This window comes from Kaistia granuli DSM 23481, from assembly GCF_000380505.1.
GTDB lineage: Bacteria > Pseudomonadota > Alphaproteobacteria > Rhizobiales > Kaistiaceae > Kaistia > Kaistia granuli.
In genome coordinates this window covers 134,337-152,517 of sequence record NZ_AQYH01000008.1, presented here as the reverse complement: position 1 = coordinate 152,517, position 18,181 = coordinate 134,337, and the positions used below count along the sequence as shown (strand labels likewise).

Genomic DNA, 18,181 nt, shown 5'->3' with positions numbered 1-18,181 from the left:
AAATTATTGAGGATATTGGCATGACCGTGAGACTGGGACTTCTGGGCGCAGGCCGCATCGGCAAGGTGCATGCCGGCGCGATCGCCGCCATCAAGGGGGCACGGCTCGTCGCCGTCGCCGACGCGTTTCCGGAAGCGGCCAAGGCGCTCGCCGCGTCGACCGGCGCCGAGGTGCGCGAAGCGGACGCGATCATGAACGCGGCCGATATCGATGCCGTTCTGATCACGACGCCGACCGATCTGCACGCCACGATGATCGAGCAGGCGGCGCGGGCGGGCAAGGCGATCTTCTGCGAGAAACCGATCGATCTCGATGTTGCCCGCGTCAAGGCGTGCCTCGCGGTCGTGGCCGAGACGAAGGCCCTGCTGATGGTTGGCTTCAACCGCCGCTTCGATCCGAATTTCATGGAGGTGCGGCGCCAGATCGATGCCGGCGCGATCGGCAAGGTCGAGATGGTGTCGATCACCTCGCGCGATCCCGGGCCGCCGCCGGCCGATTACATCCTCCGCTCCGGCGGGCTATTCCGCGACATGACGATCCATGATTTCGACATGGCGCGCTTCCTGCTCGGCGAGGAGCCGGTCAGCGTCTTTGCCTCGGCCTCCGTGTTGGTGGATCCGGAGATCGGCAAGCTCGGCGATTTCGACAGCGCCTCGATCATCCTGACGACGAAATCCGGCCGCATTGCCCAGATCTCGAATTCCCGTCGTGCCAGCTATGGCTATGACCAGCGCATCGAGGTGCATGGCTCGAAGGGGCTGGTCAGCGCCGAGAACCTTCGCGCCACCAATGTCGAGATCGCCAATGGCGACGGCTATCGCCGCGAGCCGCTGCTGAACTTCTTCATGACCCGCTACACCGAAGCCTATCGCAACGAGATCGCCGCCTTCATCGCGGCGCTCGAAACCGGCGCCCCGGCCAACCCGTCCGGCGAGGACGGCTGGAAGGCGCTGGTGCTGGCCGACGCCGCCCTGCAGTCGGTCAAGGAGAAGCGCGCCGTGGAGGTCGCCATCGGCTGAAGACGACGCGACGTTCCGGCGGCGTCTGTCTCGGATCCTGCCAGGCTATCGACCCTCGCCGTGACATCGCGCCTTTGCGATGCCATGGCGAGCGGTTAGGCTTGCTCGTCAAACAGGGCAGCCAATCTCGCATGCGAATTCTTGTTACCGGCGGCGCCGGGTTCATCGGTTCGGCCTTGTGCCGGCATCTCGTCGCCGATCTCGGCGTCGGTGTCGTCAATGTCGACAAGCTGACCTATGCGGCGAACCTCGCCTCGCTGGCGCCGATCGGGGATAACCCGCTCTATGATTTCATCCAGGCGGATGTCTGCGACGCGCCGGCGATGGCGGAGATATTCCGTCGCTACGAGCCCGATGGCGTCATCCATCTCGCCGCCGAAAGCCATGTCGACCGGTCGATCGGCAGCCCGGGCGAGTTCCTGCAGACCAACATCATGGGCACGGCCGTCTTGCTGGAGGCGACGCGCGCCTATCTCGACCGGGCGCCGGCGGCGACGCGAGAGAGCTTCCGCTTCCTGCATGTCTCGACCGACGAGGTCTATGGCTCGCTCGGCGCGGACGGGCTCTTCCATGAGGAGACGTCCTACGATCCGTCCTCGCCCTATTCGGCCAGCAAGGCGGCGTCCGACCATCTGGTGCGCGCCTGGCACCGCACCTATGGCGTTCCGGCGCTGATCTCGAACTGTTCGAACAATTACGGGCCCTATCATTTTCCGGAAAAGCTGATCCCGCTCGTCATCCTGAATGCGCTCGAGGGTGCGCCGATCGACGTCTATGGCGACGGGCTCAACGTGCGCGACTGGCTCTATGTCGAGGACCACGCCCGGGCGCTTTTTCTCGCTTTGACACGCGGCATCGCGGGCGAAAAATACAATATTGGCGGCCGCAACGAACGCACCAATCTCGACGTGGTCCGGCGGATCTGCGCCATCCTGGACGGTCACCGCGTCGATGCCGGGCCGCATGAGCGGCTGATCCGCTTCGTCGCCGACCGTCCGGGCCACGATCAGCGCTATGCGATCGATCCGACCAAGGTGGAGCGGGAACTGGGGTGGCGGGCGCAGGAGAGCTTCGACACCGGCATCGAGAAGACGGTCGCCTGGTATCTCGACCGGCGCGACTGGTGGGAGCCGATCCGCAACGGCGTCTATCGTGGCCAGCGTCTTGGTCTTCTGGCGGACGCCGGCTGATGCGGATCTTCGTCGCCGGATCGAGCGGCCAACTCGCCAGTGCGCTGAAGGCGCGGGCCTCGCTGCAGGGCCATGTCGTCGAGACCTTCGGGCGTCCCGCGCTCGATCTCGCCGTGCCGGGCGATTTCGAGGGGCTGATCGCCGCCTTCGCGCCGAACGTCGTTCTCAACGCCGCCGCCTACACGGCCGTCGATCATGCTGAAAGCCAGGCGGGTCTGGCGATGGCGGTGAACCGGGGCGGCGCTGCGCACCTCGCCCGCGCGGCCCGTCGACTGGAGCTGCCGTTCCTGCATGTCTCGACAGACTATGTCTTCGATGGTGAGAAGGGGGCGCCCTATATCGAGAGCGACGCGCCAAACCCGCTCGGCGTCTATGGTGGCTCGAAGCGGGAGGGGGAGGAATTCGTCCTGGCGGAAAACCGCGGCGCGTTGATCCTTCGCACCGGCTGGGTCTATGGCGCGGACGGACGCAACTTCGTCAAGACCATGATCGCGCTGGCGGCGACGAAGGACAGGCTCGATGTCGTCGCCGATCGGTTCGGCAACCCGACGCACGCCGCCGATCTCGCCGATGGCCTGCTCGCCATCGCCGCGCAGGCGGCTGACCAGGCCGAGGGCGGCATCTACCATCTCGCCGGCAGCGCCGATGCCTCCTGGTTCGATCTGGCGGAGGGCGTCATGGCGCGGCTCGAAGCGGCAGGCCTGCCGGTACCGATGCTCGTCCGAAGCGCGGGCGACGACTATGTCGCCCCGGCGCGCCGGCCGCGCGATTCACGGCTCGATTGCGGTCTGGCGGAGCGGACCTTCGGCGTTCGCCTGCCGGGTTGGCCGGAAAGCCTCGGCGCGGCCGTTGCCGCCATCCTCAACCAGGAACGGAACGCCGCATGAAGGGGATCATCCTGGCGGGCGGCGCGGGTACGCGGCTGCATCCGATGACACTGGTCACCAGCAAGCAATTGCTGCCGATCTACGACAAGCCGATGATCTACTACCCGCTGTCGACGCTAATGCTGGCCGGCATCCGTGACATCCTCATCATTTCGACACCGCAGGACCTGCCGAAGTTCCAGTCCCTGCTCGGCGATGGTTCGCAATGGGGCGTCGCGCTTTCCTATGCCGAGCAGCCGTCCCCCGAGGGCCTGGCGCAGGCCTATCGGATTGGCGCCGATTTCGTCGCTGGCCAGCGTTCGGCGCTGATCCTCGGCGACAACATCTTCTTCGGCCACGGACTGACGGCGCTGATGGCCGAGGCACGGGCCCGCACGACCGGCGCGACCGTGTTCGCCTATCACGTGCAGGATCCGGAGCGTTATGGCGTCGTCGCCTTCGACGGCGACCGCAAGGCCGTCTCGATCGAGGAAAAGCCGAAGCGGCCGCGCTCGAACTGGGCGGTGACGGGCCTCTATTTCTACGACGAGGCGGTCGTCGACATCGCCGCCGACCTGAAGCCCTCGGCGCGCGGCGAACTGGAGATCACCGACGTCAACAGCGCCTATCTCGAACGCGGCGCGCTGCATGTCGAGAAGATGGGGCGCGGATATGCCTGGCTCGATACCGGCACGCCCGACAGCCTGATCGAGGCGTCCGAGTTTGTGCGCACCTTCGAGAAGCGGCAGGGTCTCAAGATCTGCTGTCCGGAGGAGATCGCTTATCTGATGGGCTTCATCGACGCCAGTCAGTTGGAGCGCCTCGGCGTCGCGCTCGGCAAGAGCAGCTATGGCCGCTACCTGCTCGAGATGGTGCTGGCGGAACGCTGAACTCGTCGAGCGGAGTCTCTCTCAGCGCTTCAGTTCCGACAGCCGGGGATGGGTCCTGTCCCGGTCCGACAGCGTCGCGGCCTCCGCGCTGACCGGCCAGGCGATGCCGAGCGCGGGATCGTCCCAGGCGAGGCCGCGATCCTGCTCCGGGCTGTAGAAGTCGGTCGTCTTGTAGTGGATCTCCGTGTCCGGCTCGAGCGTGCAGAAGCCATGCGCGAAGCCGGCCGGTACGTAGAGCTGGGCCTTGTCCCGAGCCGAAAGCGTCACCGCCACGTGCTCGCCAAAGGTTGGCGACCGGGGACGGATGTCGACGGCGACGTCGAGGATCGACCCGGCCAGAACGCGCACGAGCTTGGCCTGAGCGCGCGGTTCCACCTGGAAATGCAGGCCTCGAACGGTGCCTGCCAGCCGCGACAGCGACTGGTTATCCTGCACGAAGCGAACACCGGACGCCACGTCCCGTTCGAAGTGATCCTGTCGGAAGGCCTCGAAGAAATAGCCCCGTGCGTCCTCGAACACGCGAGGGCGGATGAGCACGGGGCCGGCGATGGCGAAGCGTTCGATTTCGGTCATGCTCGGGTGGCTCTCCGGTTCGGGCGCCCGGCAGCTTCGCCTTGATGCCCGGGCGGATGCAAGCAACCGGCCCGTCGCCGCATGGACAGGGCGTTTGTCCGCCTTCATGCTGGCGCCGAAGCAGGGATTGGTGGGCGAATCGCCTGCTCCCTGCGGCGCGGCACCAGCGGGGGCGGCGTCCTCTTTGTCCCGACCCGGAACCCTGTATGTCGCTTCGCCCCCTAACCTTGCTGGTCACCAATCTCGGGGGGCAGGCCGTCATCCTGCCTATCCTCGTCCTGGTGGCGCTGATCCTGCTGGTCTCGGGACAGCGCCGCGCGGCATTCTGGTGGGCATTTTCCGTCGCGCTGGTGCTTGGACTGGTTCTGCTGACGAAGATTGCCTTCATCCCCTGCGGTTCGTATCTGCCGGTGCCGGGCCTGCGCAGCCCGAGTGGACATGCGGGCGCGTCGATGGCCGTCTATGCGGGGATGGGAGTGCTGATCGCCCGGCTGACACAGAATGTGCCGCTGCGGATCGTGGCCATTCTCTCCGGCTTTCTGCTGGCGCTGGCCATCGCCGTGACTCGGGTCGTACTCGGCGCCCACACGGTCCCGGAGACGATCCTCGGCGGGGCCATCGGCATGATCGCGCCGATGATCCTCGCTACCCGGCCGGTGCTCTTCGTCCGGCCAGTGCGACTGCAATGGATATGGCTGCTGATCGGGCCGCTTTTCATCGTGCTTCTGCTGCAGGGCGTCGAACTCGGCGCTGAGACCGTGATCGAGCGGGTGGCACAGCAGATCAACGCCATGTTCGGCATCTGTCGCTGAGCTTTCGTCGCCACCTCGCGACCAAGCATCGAACGATCGCCGGGAAGACCACCCTGCACTGGTTCGGCGGGACCGGCGCAGGGTGTCTCAGGAGATGGCTTCAGGCTGGAGCGATATCGCCCCGATGCCGTCCCTTCAGCGCCGGCCGGCGCGCGGCTGGCTTCTCCACCGCGGCGATCGCGGCGAGATCGTCGAGGATGGGGCAGTCGGGCCGGTCGTCGCCATGGCAGTGGCCGGCGAGATGGCGCAGCGTCCGCGCCATGCCTTCCAGTTCATGGATGCGCTTCTCGATTGCCACGACGTGCTGCATCGCCACCCGCTTGACGTCGCCGCTCTCGCGTTGCTTGTCCTGCCAGAGCGCCAGCAGCGTGCCCATTTCTTCGACCGAGAAACCGAGGTCGCGGGCGCGGCGGATGAAGCGCAGCGTCTCGACATCCGTCGTCGAGTAGATCCGGTAGCCGGATTCGGTGCGTCCGACGGCGCGGATCAGGCCGATCTGCTCGTAGTAGCGGATCATCTTGGCGGAGACGCCGGAAGCCTTGGATGCCTCACCGATATTCATCGCGGAACTCCTTCATTCGACCGGGCGGTATTGCTTCCGAGACCGCGCCGACGACCCATGTTGGTCATTGCGAGAGCCCCTTGTCTTTTGAGATGTCCATATAGATGGACCTTCCCATTATTGGAAGGTCAAGGAGTGTTTTCGGTCCTTGACCTTGCCATGATGGGAACCTCCATATTCCCGACACCGAAGCGAATGGAGGCCCTGAATGCTGACCCTCACCGTGAAAGACATGTCCTGCGGCCATTGCGCCGCGACGATCGAGAAGGCCGTCAAGGGCGTCGATCCCGCCGCGCGCGTCGGCACGGATCTCCCAACCAAGACCGTCCGTGTGGAAAGCGCCGTTGACGCCGCTGCGATCGTCGCCGCGTTGGACGAAGCCGGCTATCCGAGCGTGGCAGTCTAGTCGCCGGCTTCTCGGCACCGGAACCTTGCAGGGGCCCCGATGGTGACCGCTTTCGGGGCCCTTTCCATGGGCTCAGACGGGACCGGGCTTGAAGCGGCGGCGTCGGGCCAGCCACATGTCGACACTCCAGGCGCCGGGGCCGGCGGCGGCGAGGTAGAAGAAGATGAAGCAGAACAAGATCGCCTCGATCCCCCCGTTGCGGAGCGGGAAGAAGTCCTCGGGCAGGTGGATGAAGAAATAGGCAATCGCCATTTCGCCCGACAACACGAAGGCGACCGGGCCGGTGAATAGACCGATCAGGAGCAGCGGCGCTCCGATGATCTCGAAAATGCCGGCAATCCAGAAGAGGGAGAAGGGCGGCAGGTTGGAAAGGGTGTCCGAGAACGGAAAGCCTAGCAGCTTGGCGGTGCCGAATTGCAGATAGACCAGCGCCGTTGCGATGCGCAGCAGCGCGAGTATCTCGGGCTGCCAGTTCCGTAAAACCGGCATGCGGCTCAGGTTCTCGTTCATTTCCCACCTCCATCATCGCCTGGAAACGCGCAAGGGACAGGGCCGGATTCTCGGGAAAGTGCGATTTCCGGTCCTGGTTTGGAACGAAAACAGCCGCCGCGCCTTGTTTATTCGAAGCGCTTATGTGGCAAGGAGGACGTTCGATGGCTGTCAAGGAACTGCTGAAGTCGATGGTGCCCGGTCATGCCGCGCGCCATGCCCGCAAAGAGCAGAATACCCGCCTCGACAAGGAACTGAAGGAAACATTCCCGACGAGTGACCCGCCCGGCATGGTGCAGCCCGGCTCGGGCATTACCGGCGCCGAGGTCAGGCCGTCGCAATTGTCTCCGTCGCAATTGGCCAAGGCCAAAGCAAAGAAGGTCCACTAGCTCCCTGTGAACCTCCCGAGCGCTTTCCCGCGCTCCATCTCGCCCCCGCCAGCATCGCTTCGCGGGGGCTTCTTGTGCACCTGCTACGGCATGGCGAAGACGGGCTTCAAGGCTTCGTAGGAGGCCTGGTAGCGCGCATAGCCGCGATCGTAGACCGTCCGGTTGGCGGGGTTCGGCTCGATGAGGGCGCCGCGCGTTGCCAGGCTGGAGATGCCGTTCCAGTCGCTGGCGAGGCCGGTGCCCATCGCCGCGACCCAGGCCGCTCCAACCGAGGAACCATAGGGATTGTCGAGGAGCTGCACCGGCGCGCCGACGACATCCGCCATGATCTGCATCCAGACCCGGCTCTTGGTGCCGCCGTCGGAGGCGAAGAAGCGGCGGGGCGCATGACCCATATCCGCCAGCACGTCGACATGATGGCGGAAGCCATAGGCGATGCCCTCGAGCAGCGCGCGCCAGACATGGCCCTTGCCGTGGCCGAGGCTGAGGCCGATGAAGGTTCCGCGCGCCAGCGGATCGTGGATCGGAGTCTTCTCGCCGAGGAAATAGGGCAGGCAGAGCACGCCGTCGCTACCAGCCGCGACGGCCGCTGCCAGCTGATCGAGCTGGACATGCGGTCGCTCGGCGCCATCCGTCTCGCCGATCAGTCCGGCGAGCCAGTTCAACGCCGAACCGGAGGCCGCCATGCAGCCATTCGGCGCGTAGAGGCCGGGCACCAGGTGATAGTCGAGATAGAGCCGAGCATCCGGCTTCGCCTTGTCGGCCGCGACGACGATGTCGCCGGCGCCGCCGAATTTCAGCAGGATATCGCCCGGCGAGGCGATGCCGGCGGCAAGCGCCGACGCGATGTGATCGGCCGCGCCGCCGAATACCGGCAGACCTTCGGGCAGGCCCGTGGCGGCCGCCGCCTCAGCGGAGACGCGGCCCATTTCCTCGTGCGTCACGGTCCGGTCCGGCACGGCGTCACGCGGGATGCCGGCGAGCGCCACCAGATCGTCGGCGATGCGGTCGGTCGCGACGTCGGTAAAGCCGGCCTCGAGCGCCCAGTTCTGCTCGACGGCGCGACGGCCGGTGAGCCGCCAGTTCACATAATCATAGGAGCCGAACACGGTGGCGATGCGGGCGAAGACGTCCGGCTCGTGCTTGGCGATCCAGCGCAGCTTGGCGGCGACGAGCTGCTGGTTGACGCCGTTGCCGGTGCGCTTCAGGAAGGCCGCCTCGTCGATTTCGCGCCTCAGTTCCTCCACTTCGGCGCCGCAACGGCCGTCGCTCTGCTGGATGCTCGGGCGCAGCACCGAGCCGTCGGCATCAAGCAGGACCACGGCCGGCAGCATGCCGGTGACACAGATACCGGCGAGCGAATCCGGTCCGTCCGGCAGAGCGGCGATCGTCTCGCGCAACACCGCGCGGGTGTTTTCCCACCATTCGGCCGGATCTTCCTCGGCCCAGCCGGGACGCGGTGACGAAAGCCTCACCGGTCGCGAGGCCATGTGCGAGATCTCGTCCGGCACGCGGACGGCGATGGCGATGGTCGAAGTGGTGCCGATATCGAGACCGATGACGGTCGTCTTCCGAGCGGGCATCCGGGGTGATCCAGTTGTTGGAGATTGTTTGGGCGGGCGGGAGGGGCTGCGGCCAGCCTCACTCGATCTGATGATGCTCTCTGCCGGCCACGACGACTTCGATCCCGGCGGCGTCGAGCGCTCTGGCGAGATGCGGCGGAGGCGGGGCGTCGGTAACCAGAATGTCGGCACCGGAAAGCTCGCAGACCCGCGCGAGCGAGCGGTGATCGAACTTCGAGGAATCGCACAGGATGACGACCCGGTCGGCGCGGGCGATGAAGGCGCGCTTCACTTCGGTGTCCTCGACCGAGTAGTCGAAGAAGCCGGCCTCGATCAGACCCGAAACGCCGATGAACACCCGATCGATGTTGTAGTTCTGCAATTCGCCGACGGCGCGGGAGCCCACGACCGATTGTTCGGGATTGCGCACTTCGCCGCCCAGCACATAGACCGGGCTTTTCGAGGCGGAGAGCATCATGGCGGCGCGGAGACTGTTGGTGAAGACGCGGAGATCCGCGCGCCCGACCACCGCTTCGGCCAGCGTCAGGGTCGAGGTGCCTACGTCGATGCCGATCGTCTCGCCGGGGCCGATCAGGGCGGCGGCGGCGGTGGCGATAGCCGATTTCTCGCGGGCGTTGCGGTGGCGGCGGCTCTTGAAGGCCGGCTCTTCCGCGTCGAAGATTTCGCGCGGATTGACCGCCGATGACACAGCGCCGCCATGGGTTCTGGCGAGCAGGCCCCGTTCCGCCAGCACGACGAGATCGCGCCGGATGGTCATTTCCGAGACGCCGAGATCGCCGGCGAACTTGGAAACCGAGAGGAAGCCATTGGTGGCGATGACGTCGAGGATCAGCGCCTGCCGAGCGCCGGCCGGCATGCGGGCGAAGTCCCGGTCGATCCAATCGGTTCGGGCAGCATCGGGTTGCCCGAATTCATGGCCTGGCATCGAGTCGGCTGACATCGCAGGTTCCTTCCGGATGCGTCAACGGCATCAACTTCGAACATTAGCAAACATTAAGCTGATGGATGGCGTTGTAAAGTGTTCGATTTTGCGATTTGCTGATGTGAGCAACCCAACGAGGACACACGGATGGCCGGTATTTTTGATCTCTCTGGACGCAAGGCGATTGTCACGGGCGGATCGAAGGGGATCGGCGCGGCGATCGCGCGGGCACTCGACAAGGCCGGGGCGACGGTGGCGATCGCCGATCTCGACGTCATGGCCGCGCAGGCCGTGGTAGCGGGTCTGGAAAACGGCGGTTTCGCCGTCGAAGTCGATGTCACCAAGCGCGATTCCGTCGAGCGGGCGATGCAAAAGGCGATCGACGGCATCGGCGGCTTCGACCTGCTTTGCGCCAATGCCGGTGTCTCGACCATGCGTCCGGCGGTCGACATCACCGACGAAGAGTGGGACTTCAACTTCGACGTCAACGCGCGCGGCGTCTTCCTCGCGAATCAGATCGCCTGCCGGCACTTTTTGGCGCAAAAGACCAAGGGGGTGATCGTCAATACGGCGTCGCTCGCCGCCAAGGTCGGCGCGCCGCTGCTGGCGCACTATTCGGCCTCGAAGTTCGCCGTCTTCGGCTGGACGCAGGCGCTCGCCCGCGAGATGGCCCCGAAGGGGATCCGCGTCAACTGCGTCTGCCCCGGCTTCGTCAAGACGTCGATGCAGGAGCGGGAGATCGTCTGGGAGGCGGAGCTGCGCGGCATGACGCCGGAGGCCGTGCGAGCCGAGTACATCTCGCTGACCCCCCTCGGCCGCATCGAGGAACCCGAGGATGTCGCCGATGTGGTGGTGTTCCTCGCCTCCGAAGCCGCCCGCTTCATGACCGGCCAGGGCATCAACGTCACCGGCGGCGTCCGCATGGACTGACGCCGGCGGGTTGCCTTCCGCTTCGCCGGGGCGCTTAGCGCGCCTCGGCCTGTCTGCCGAAGAGCTCGGTCAGGTAGAACAGGAAGGCGATCAGCGGGAAGGCGACGCCGGCCGCCAGGATGCCGTTCCAGCCGAAGGTCTCGTAGAGCGGGCTGGCGATTGCCGAACCGACCGCTCCGCCCATGAAGATAATGGCGACATAGATGCCGCTCAGCCGGTTGCGGATCGCCGGGGCCATCATAAACAGCGAGCGCTGGCCGAACACCATGTTCGCCTGGACGCAGAAATCGAGCAGGATCGCCGCGACCACCAGGGCGGCGATCGAGCCGATGGAGACGAGCCCGGTCAGTGCGAAGGCGGCAAAGGCGCCGGCGATCGCCAGTCCCGTGCCGATCCGGCCGAAGCCGCGATCCGCCAGACGTCCGGCCAGCGGCGCCGACAAGGCGCCGGCGGCGCCGGCAAGCGCGAAGACCGCGATCTGCGTCTGCGACAGATGGAACGGCCCACCAGCGAGCTCGAGCGGTACGCTCGTCCAGAACAGGCTGAAATCCGCGAACAGCGCGAACTGGTAGAAACCGCGCCGCCGCAGCACCGGCGTATCGCGGAAAATCGACCAGAGCGAGCCGATCAGCTGAGAATAGGTATGGCCGGAATGCGGATGGCGCTGCGGCAGGTAGCGCAGCAGCAGCAGGGCCAGCGCCAGCATGAAGGCGGCCGAGCAGAAGAACACGCCGCGCCAGCCGATCTGGTCTGCCAGAACGCCGGCCAGCGGTCGCGCGAACAAGATGCCGATCATCAGGCCGCTCATCACGTTGCCGACGGTGCGGCCCCGCGTTTCGTCGCTCGCCATGTGCGCGGCCATCGGCACCAGCACCTGCGCGATGCTGGAGCAGATGCCGATGAACAGCACCGCGCCCAGGAAGGGCAGGGCGCTCGGCGCGAAGGCCGCGAGCAGCAACGCGAAGGCGGTGACGCCGACGGCGATCAACACCAGCTTCTTGTTCTCGATGATGTCGCCGAGCGGCACCATCAGCATCAGGCCGACGCCATAGCCAATCTGCGTCAGCGTCACGATGAAACTGGCCAGCGCTGGCGGCAGGCCGACATCCGGGCCGATCAGCGCGATCAGCGGCTGGGCGTAGTAGAGATTGGCGACGATCGCCCCGCAGGCGGCGGCCATCAGGATGGTCAGCGGCGTGGTGATCGTGGCGGGCAGGGGGGCCCTAGGTGCGGAACCTGGACCGTGAGAATCGGGCAGACGCATGAAAGGCCTTCGGGTACCGCTGCGGGCGGATGGGGAAATCCGTTTGGGCGGCGAGACATGCCAGCTTTCGGCAGCCGATCCAATCGCTGATGCGGTTCGCGGCGTTCACGATTGCGATGGCGGAGGAATTGCGCCGCCATCGGCACGTCGCCTTCGCTAGTCGCGCGGTGCCAGCATACCCTTTCGCGCCACCAGCCGGCCGCGCTTGATCACCGTCCGGTCGAGCGGCGCGCCGGCGACCGCCTCCGGCAGCGAAGCGGCTGCCAGCAGGACGAGGTCGGCGCGCTTGCCCGGCGCGAGGCCGTAATGATCTATGCCGAGTACGGCGGCCGGGATTTCGGTCACCATGGCGAAGGCATGGGCAAGGCTCGCGTCGGTGAGGAAATCCTGGCGATAGCCGATCAGCATGGCGCGGCGCAGCAGGTCGCCGTCGCCATAGGGCGACCAGGCGTCGCGAATATTGTCCGAGCCGGCAAAGACGGTGACGCCGGCCGCGTTCAGCCGGCGTACCGGCGGCATGGCGACGGGACCGGGGCCGTTGGTCATGATGGCGACGCGGGCGGTGGCGAGCGCCTCGGCGGTGCGGCCGAACTCGAAATCGTCGATCTGGCCCAGCGCGAAGGCATGGCTGACGGCGACCTTGCCCTCAAGGCCGAGCGCGATGGTGCGGGCAGCGATCTGCCGAAGCTCGAAGGCGCCGAGTGGGCCGGGATCGTGCAGGTGGATGTCGAGGCCGACGCCATGCTTGCCGGCGATGGCGAAAATTGCATCGAGATGTCCGGTGACGTCCTGATCGATGCCGGCCGGATCGAGGCCACCGACAAGATCGGCGCCTTCGCGGATCGCCGCGTCGAGCAGGTCGGCGACGCCGGGATCGGTGATCACCCCGCTTTGCGGGAAGGCGACGATCTGGATGTCGACCAGATCCCAGTACCGTTCCTTCAGGCGGATCAGCGCGTGCAGGCCGGAGAGGCCGATTTCGGTGTCGATATCGACATGGCTGCGCAGGCTGCCGGTGCCGAAGGCGGCGATCTGCTCGATCAGCCGGCCGCCGCGTTCCTCGATCGGCAGCGCCAGTGTGCGCCGGAGCGCCTTTTCCGCGGCGATGCGGAGCGCCACCGTTTCACCCGGTAGATGCGGAATGAAGGGCAGGCCCAGCAGCGTCTTGTCGAGGTGGATGTGCCCCTCCACGAAGGAGGGCGCGGCGAGGCGGTCGGTGGCGTCGATGCGGTCGCAGTCATCAGGGCCTTCGCCGGCCGGGACGATCGCGGTGATCGTCTCGCCGGCGATGACGATATCGACGGTGTGGCCACCCGCCGTCGTGGCACCGGCGACGACGAGGGTCGGCTGCATCCGTTCCGTCAAACCATCCACTCCATCAGTCCATCAGTTCCATGCGGCGTGCCGCGACGACGCGGTAGAGACGATCACCATGGACCTTCTCCTCCTCGCGGGCGGAGAAGACGAGGCTGATGTCGTGCTCGTCCTCGGATTGTACTGCCTTGGCGGCGATCTCCGGCCAACCGGGCGCCGGGAGGTGCCGCCATTCGTCCAGCTGCTCGGCGCTCGGCAGCGTCGGGAAGCCGATTTTCGGCACCAGCGAGGCGATGATCTGCCAGAAATGGCGCATCAGAGCGGCGCGATCCGCTTCCAGCAGGTGCGGGCTGATCATCCGGATCCAGTGCGAGCCCGTCAGCGCGTGCAGCGAGGAGAAGTCCATCGTCGCCGCGAAGAGCGCCAGCGAGGTTGAGGCCAGGCGTCGGCCGGTATCGGGGCCGATCGCCAGCCAGTCCACCACCGGCGCGAAATCGGGGGAGGCGCCGGCAGCGCGGATATTGTGCCAGAGCAGGTCCGTCTCGGGGACGACATGGTGCAGGCCTGGCAGGGCGCAGGCGCGGGCGAGCACTTCGCCCGGATCGTCGGTGATCGGGTCGGCCCCGGTCGAGGGCGGCATCGGCAGATAGGTGGCCGCCCAATAGCCGATCGCCGTCCCGACCTCGGCCGGATCCATCCGCATGAATCCGTAGGCGGTTCGCATCATGCCGTGCAGGGCGCTGGCGCCGATGCCGGGGATCAGCGTCGGCAGGTAGGCCTGGACCGTCGCGTCGATTCCGAGCCGGCGCACCTCGCCCTCGAAAAAGGCGCGGTAATCATATTCGCGCGACCGGTCGCCGAGTGCGTCGGTCCATTGTTCTCGCTGGATCGGCGCAACGGGCGGCGGTGTCGGCACCAGGCCGTTCACGGTGCGGTAATTGTCGAAATATTGGCGCAGCCGCTCACTGGTCGCGCCGAGCTGGTCGAGCGCGACGATCATCATCGGCAGGTGATTGGCGAGCAGAACTGGGAATTCGGCGCTGAATAGCCGTCCCTCGATCAGGAGATCGTCGACTGCATCCGGCTCTGTGCGTGGCGCTAGGGCCATAACGTTTCTCCGCTATCAAGGTCTCGAGCACTGTGCGGATCCATGCCGCATAGTGCAGGTCCGCATCGTGGAAGGAAAGGCCCGCCATCGCTTCGGCCGCTCATACGGATCCTCCGCATATGGCGACTGGCGGGTCACAGCGCCACGGCTGCCGGGCCGCGATCCCGGGCGCGGCGGCGGATGAGGGACGCGGCGGCACTTTCGCCGTGTTTTCGTCCATCCTGCCGAAATTGCGCGCTCCCCAATTCCCGGCGGCTCTGTCATCATGCCCACGACGCGCCGAGCTCTCGTCGCGGTGTTCGCTCGTGGATTTGAACTGTATCGGTTTCGAACAATCGAACATGGTCAGTTTCACGGATTTAACATGATAGATCTTCGGTGCTGACTGTTTCGGCCAGTGCTATGCAACTTAATTGTCGGCTCTCTGCGGAGAATTTGTGCGTACCGTGAAGGAATGTAGCTTATTGAGTGCCGGTTTGTTTGAGATATACTCCATTTTGCGTATTTATCACAACGGAAGAGAGTCCTAACGATGATTAAGACGTCTTTCTGGAAGCTCGGCACGGCCGGACTGGTCATGGCTGGGTTGGCCGGCGGCGCTTCGGCCGCGGACAAGCCGCTCGCCGGCGTCACCCTCACACTCGCCTCGCAGAACGATCAATATGCGCCGGTGATCGCCAAGCTCGCGCCCAAGTTCGAGGAAGCGACGGGCGCCAAGGTCAAGGTCGACATTCTCGACTACGGCTCGCTCCTGACCAAGACGCAGGCCGATTTCGTCGGCGACACCAAGAGCTATGACCTGGTGACGATGGATATCGTCTGGGCCGGTCAATATGCGGACAACAAATACACCGTCGACCTGACCGACTGGATCAAGCGCGACGCCGCAGAGATGCAGCTCGACGACATCTACCCGGCCATGATCAAGTATATCGGCCAGTATGATGGCAAGCAGGTTGCCTTTCCGTTTGCGGGCTATGCTGCGGTGCTTGCCTATCGCAAGGATCTGCTCGACGCAGCTGGCCTGAAGGTGCCGGAGACCGCCGAGGACTTCGTCACCACGGCGATCAAGCTGACAAATCCGGACAAGAAGACCTATGGCTTTGTCGCCAACGGCCAGAAGGGCCCGGCCGTGGCGCAGGACTGGCTGCAGTACAACGCTCAGCTCGGCGGTTCGGTGCTGGATGCCTCGGGCAAGCCGGCGATCAACTCGGAAGCCAACATCAACAGCCTCAAGGTCTACAAGGAGCTGTTCGACAAGGCAGCCCCTCCCGGCGCGGTCGACTATGACTGGGGTGGCCGCGAAGAGAGCTTCCGCCAGGGGCTGGCGGCGATGATGGAAACGTGGTCGGTCGGCGCGCCGGGATATTATGACCCGTCGATGTCGAAGGTGGTCGACACGGTGGCGATCACCACGACGCCGGTCGCCAAGGGCCTGCCTGTCAAATACGGCCTCGGCGGCTGGGGCATGGGCATCAATGCGGACATCGATCCCGCCCAGCAGGAAGCGGCCTGGCAGTTCATCAAGTGGCTGACGAGCCCCGAGGTGCAGAAGGAACTCAATCTGGAAGGCGCCGGCAGCTATATCCGCAAGTCGACGCTGGCCGATCCGGACCTGAACAAGAAGTTCCCCTTCCTGCCGGTTCTCGCCAAGTCGTTCGAGAACGCCGATGGCGACTACCGCCCGCGGATTCCGCAATATCCGGAAATCCAGGACCTGCTCGGCACGGCCGTGAACGCCGTTCTGGTTGGTGGCGTCGAGCCCAAGGCGGCGCTCGACGAAGTCCAGGAAAAGGCAGCGAAGCTGTTCTGATCCGAGCACCGGAATGTGAGCGCCCCTTCTCCGTCGCCCTTGGGGCCGACGCGGAAGGGGCAGCCCCGCTGCCGCGACGCCGGCATTGGGGCGGTCGCCCGTTTCGGATACAATCCAGGCCATACCCCTTTCGGCCCGCCTCCCATCGCGGCCGGGCCGGGCGGGGCCTCGCCTCGATCGAGGACTAGCCTTTGACCACCACTTCCGTCGGATCGATCGATCTTGCCCCGTCCAGGGCGTCAGGCCTGCGCTTCTCGGATCGCCGCAAGCTGTTCCTGGTCGCCCTCGCCCTGCCGGCGATCCTCTATGTCGTGCTGGTGGCCGTCTGGCCGCTGGCGCAGGGGATCTGGTACTCGTTCTTCGACTACAATCTGCTGCGCGGCGGTGGCCGGCGGACCTTCGTCGGCCTCGACAACTATATTGCGCTCTGGGCCGACGCGACGGCGCGGCGCGCCGTGATCAACACCTTCCTCTTCACCTTCGGCGCCGTGACGCTCGAGTTCGTGATCGGGCTCGGCCTGGCGCTGCTGCTCTGGCGCGACGGACGTTTCAACCGCATCTGCCTCGCCTTCCTGCTCATCCCGGTCACCATCACGCCGATCGTCGTCGGCCTCATCTTCCGCGCGCTGCTCGCGGTCGACTACGGCTTCTTCGGCTACTACCTGGCAGAATGGGGCATCTCCGGACCGCGCGGCTTCCTCGCCAACACGACGACGGCGCTGCCGGTCGTGATCCTGATCGACGTTTGGGAATGGACGCCGCTGGTGGCGCTGATCCTGCTCGCCGGCCTCAAATCGCTGCCGACCGACATTCTGGAGGCCGCGGCGGCGGATGGCGCGACGGCTTTGCAACGCTTCCGCATGGTGGTGCTGCCGCTGCTGCTGCCGACCGTCTTCCTGGCGCTGGTGCTGCGCGTGATGGACGCGTTCCGCGTCTTTGACATCATCTTCGTGACAACCGGCGGCGGACCGGCCGACGCCACGACGTCGCTGATGCTCTATGGCGTCAAGCAGGGCCTCGAGTTCTTCAACATCGGCTTTGCCTCGGCGATCGGCAATCTGACGATCCTCTGCATCGCGCTGATGTGCGCCGTGTTCACGCTGCTGATCCGCCGGGCCGATGTGAGGGCCAACGAGAGATGAAAGCCCGGACCCGCCAGATCGCCATCGAGCGCACGGCCCTCATCGTCATTCTCGCCATCTATCTGATGCCGGTACTCTGGCTGGTGACGACCGCCTACAAGCCGCCGCGCGAGATCTTCTCGTCGCCGCCGAGCTTCGCCTTCACGCCGACGATGTTCAATTTCCAGCGCATCTTCGAACTGTTCGACGTCTGGGCGCTGCTGAAGTCGAGCCTCATCATCAGCCTCGGCACCACCGTGCTGTCGCTGCTGCTCGGTGTGCCGGCGGGCTATGCGCTGGCGCGGTCGAAATCGCGCTATGCGATCCTCGTCGCCTATTTCTTCCTGGCGATCCGCACCGTGCCGATCATTGCGACGCTGATCCCGTTCTATCTGATGATGCGGGATATCGGCCTTCTCGGCACATGGTGGGCGGTGGTGATGATTAATACGACGCTCAATTGCGCCTTCGTGACCTGGATGATGTTCTCCTACTTCCGCGCGCTGCCGCGTGACATGGAGGAGGCGGCTTTGACCGACGGCTGCACCTTGTGGGGCTCGTTCTACCGTGTGGCGTTGCCGATGGTGGTGCCGGGCATCATCGCCAGCGCGCTGTTCTGTATCATGTTCTCGTGGAACGACTTCCTGACGCCGATGTTCCTGACCGGTCCCGACACCAAGCCTCTCTCGGTGGCGCTGCTCGCGGCCTTCGGCACCAAGGACATCACCTGGGGCACGCTGGGCGCGCTGGCGCATTTCTCGACAGTGCCGATCGTGCTGATGGCGTTGTTCCTGAACCGCTATTTCGTCCAGGGCCTGACCAGGGGCGTGCAATAAGGGGGGCGCTGACCCTGGAGGTGGTCAGGGCGCAACGGATTGCCTCAACGTGACATCTCCGGCCTGCTCCAGCCGGATGCGCACGGAGGTCAAT

Annotated in this window: 19 protein-coding genes; 11 read left to right on the top strand and 8 right to left on the bottom strand. The window is 65.6% G+C overall.

Annotation, left to right across the window (positions count from 1 at the left end):
• Window positions 1-20 precede the first annotated feature (20 nt).
• The 4 genes from iolG to rfbA all read left to right on the top strand — a co-directional run bounded on the left by iolG (window position 21) and on the right by rfbA (window position 3,965).
• Window positions 21-1,019, top strand: coding sequence for an inositol 2-dehydrogenase (iolG, locus tag G342_RS0113035; RefSeq protein WP_018183594.1), 999 nt, complete (start codon window positions 21-23; stop codon window positions 1,017-1,019).
• Window positions 1,020-1,150: 131 nt separating this feature from the next.
• Window positions 1,151-2,209, top strand: a complete 1,059-nt coding sequence (gene rfbB, locus G342_RS0113030) for a dTDP-glucose 4,6-dehydratase (RefSeq protein WP_018183593.1) — start codon at window positions 1,151-1,153, stop codon at window positions 2,207-2,209.
• A complete protein-coding gene (gene rfbD / locus G342_RS0113025) occupies window positions 2,209-3,096 on the top strand; it encodes a dTDP-4-dehydrorhamnose reductase (protein ID WP_018183592.1) in 888 nt (295 codons plus the stop codon). Before rfbB ends, rfbD begins: the two co-directional genes overlap by 1 nt.
• Entirely contained in the window at window positions 3,093-3,965 is an 873-nt protein-coding gene (gene rfbA, locus G342_RS0113020; protein ID WP_018183591.1) for a glucose-1-phosphate thymidylyltransferase RfbA, read from the top strand. Before rfbD ends, rfbA begins: the two co-directional genes overlap by 4 nt.
• Window positions 3,966-3,986: 21 nt before the next feature.
• Here rfbA and rfbC read toward each other — a convergent pair whose 3' ends face one another.
• Window positions 3,987-4,538 carry a dTDP-4-dehydrorhamnose 3,5-epimerase gene (gene rfbC, locus G342_RS0113015; RefSeq protein WP_018183590.1) on the bottom strand — a complete coding sequence of 184 codons (552 nt, stop codon included), beginning with the start codon at window positions 4,536-4,538 and terminating at the stop codon, window positions 3,987-3,989.
• Window positions 4,539-4,744: 206 nt separating this feature from the next.
• Between rfbC and G342_RS0113010 the strand changes: the two genes are divergently transcribed.
• On the top strand, window positions 4,745-5,350 hold the full coding sequence (locus tag G342_RS0113010) for a phosphatase PAP2 family protein (RefSeq protein WP_198010792.1): 606 nt from the start codon (window positions 4,745-4,747) through the stop codon (window positions 5,348-5,350).
• A gap of 100 nt (window positions 5,351-5,450) precedes the next feature.
• On the opposite strand, the gene cueR is transcribed toward G342_RS0113010, so the two are convergent.
• On the bottom strand, window positions 5,451-5,912 hold the full coding sequence (gene cueR / locus G342_RS0113005) for a Cu(I)-responsive transcriptional regulator (RefSeq protein ID WP_018183588.1): 462 nt from the start codon (window positions 5,910-5,912) through the stop codon (window positions 5,451-5,453).
• 208 nt (window positions 5,913-6,120) lie between these two features.
• Between cueR and G342_RS0113000 the strand changes: the two genes are divergently transcribed.
• Window positions 6,121-6,318: a heavy-metal-associated domain-containing protein gene (locus tag G342_RS0113000; RefSeq protein WP_018183587.1), complete on the top strand. Its 198-nt coding sequence runs from the start codon at window positions 6,121-6,123 to the stop codon at window positions 6,316-6,318.
• A 72-nt stretch (window positions 6,319-6,390) separates the two neighbouring features.
• Here G342_RS0113000 and G342_RS0112995 read toward each other — a convergent pair whose 3' ends face one another.
• Complete coding sequence (locus G342_RS0112995; RefSeq protein WP_018183586.1) at window positions 6,391-6,828, bottom strand: DoxX family protein; 438 nt, start codon at window positions 6,826-6,828, stop codon at window positions 6,391-6,393.
• 143 nt (window positions 6,829-6,971) lie between these two features.
• On the opposite strand from G342_RS0112995, the gene G342_RS0112990 reads away from it, so the two are divergent.
• A complete protein-coding gene (locus G342_RS0112990) occupies window positions 6,972-7,196 on the top strand; it encodes a hypothetical protein (RefSeq protein WP_018183585.1) in 225 nt (74 codons plus the stop codon).
• Window positions 7,197-7,279: 83 nt separating this feature from the next.
• Here G342_RS0112990 and G342_RS0112985 read toward each other — a convergent pair whose 3' ends face one another.
• Together G342_RS0112985 and G342_RS0112980 are read right to left on the bottom strand one after the other, a co-directional pair.
• Window positions 7,280-8,779: an FGGY-family carbohydrate kinase gene (locus tag G342_RS0112985; protein WP_018183584.1), complete on the bottom strand. Its 1,500-nt coding sequence runs from the start codon at window positions 8,777-8,779 to the stop codon at window positions 7,280-7,282.
• A gap of 58 nt (window positions 8,780-8,837) precedes the next feature.
• A complete protein-coding gene (locus tag G342_RS0112980; RefSeq protein WP_018183583.1) occupies window positions 8,838-9,719 on the bottom strand; it encodes a DeoR/GlpR family DNA-binding transcription regulator in 882 nt (293 codons plus the stop codon).
• Window positions 9,720-9,848: 129 nt separating this feature from the next.
• Here G342_RS0112980 and G342_RS0112975 point away from each other — a divergent pair, with 129 nt between their 5' ends.
• Complete coding sequence (locus tag G342_RS0112975; RefSeq protein ID WP_018183582.1) at window positions 9,849-10,631, top strand: SDR family NAD(P)-dependent oxidoreductase; 783 nt, start codon at window positions 9,849-9,851, stop codon at window positions 10,629-10,631.
• Window positions 10,632-10,665: 34 nt separating this feature from the next.
• Here the strand turns inward: G342_RS0112975 and G342_RS0112970 are convergent, their stop codons facing one another.
• The 3 genes from G342_RS0112970 to G342_RS0112960 form a co-directional block, all read right to left on the bottom strand.
• Entirely contained in the window at window positions 10,666-11,811 is a 1,146-nt protein-coding gene (locus tag G342_RS0112970; protein ID WP_018183581.1) for an MFS transporter, read from the bottom strand.
• 240 nt (window positions 11,812-12,051) lie between these two features.
• The gene (locus G342_RS0112965; protein WP_018183580.1) at window positions 12,052-13,248 is read right to left on the bottom strand and encodes an amidohydrolase family protein; all 1,197 of its coding nucleotides are present in this window, start codon (window positions 13,246-13,248) and stop codon (window positions 12,052-12,054) included.
• Window positions 13,249-13,273: 25 nt separating this feature from the next.
• Entirely contained in the window at window positions 13,274-14,317 is a 1,044-nt protein-coding gene (locus G342_RS0112960) for a questin oxidase family protein (RefSeq protein WP_018183579.1), read from the bottom strand.
• 532 nt (window positions 14,318-14,849) lie between these two features.
• Here G342_RS0112960 and G342_RS0112955 point away from each other — a divergent pair.
• The 3 genes from G342_RS0112955 to G342_RS0112945 all read left to right on the top strand — a co-directional run bounded on the left by G342_RS0112955 (window position 14,850) and on the right by G342_RS0112945 (window position 18,087).
• Entirely contained in the window at window positions 14,850-16,130 is a 1,281-nt protein-coding gene (locus G342_RS0112955; protein WP_018183578.1) for an extracellular solute-binding protein, read from the top strand.
• Window positions 16,131-16,321: 191 nt separating this feature from the next.
• Window positions 16,322-17,272, top strand: a complete 951-nt coding sequence (locus tag G342_RS0112950) for a carbohydrate ABC transporter permease (RefSeq protein ID WP_018183577.1) — start codon at window positions 16,322-16,324, stop codon at window positions 17,270-17,272.
• Complete coding sequence (locus G342_RS0112945; protein WP_018183576.1) at window positions 17,269-18,087, top strand: carbohydrate ABC transporter permease; 819 nt, start codon at window positions 17,269-17,271, stop codon at window positions 18,085-18,087. The genes G342_RS0112950 and G342_RS0112945 overlap by 4 nt, the downstream gene beginning before the upstream one ends.
• Window positions 18,088-18,181 lie beyond the last annotated feature (94 nt).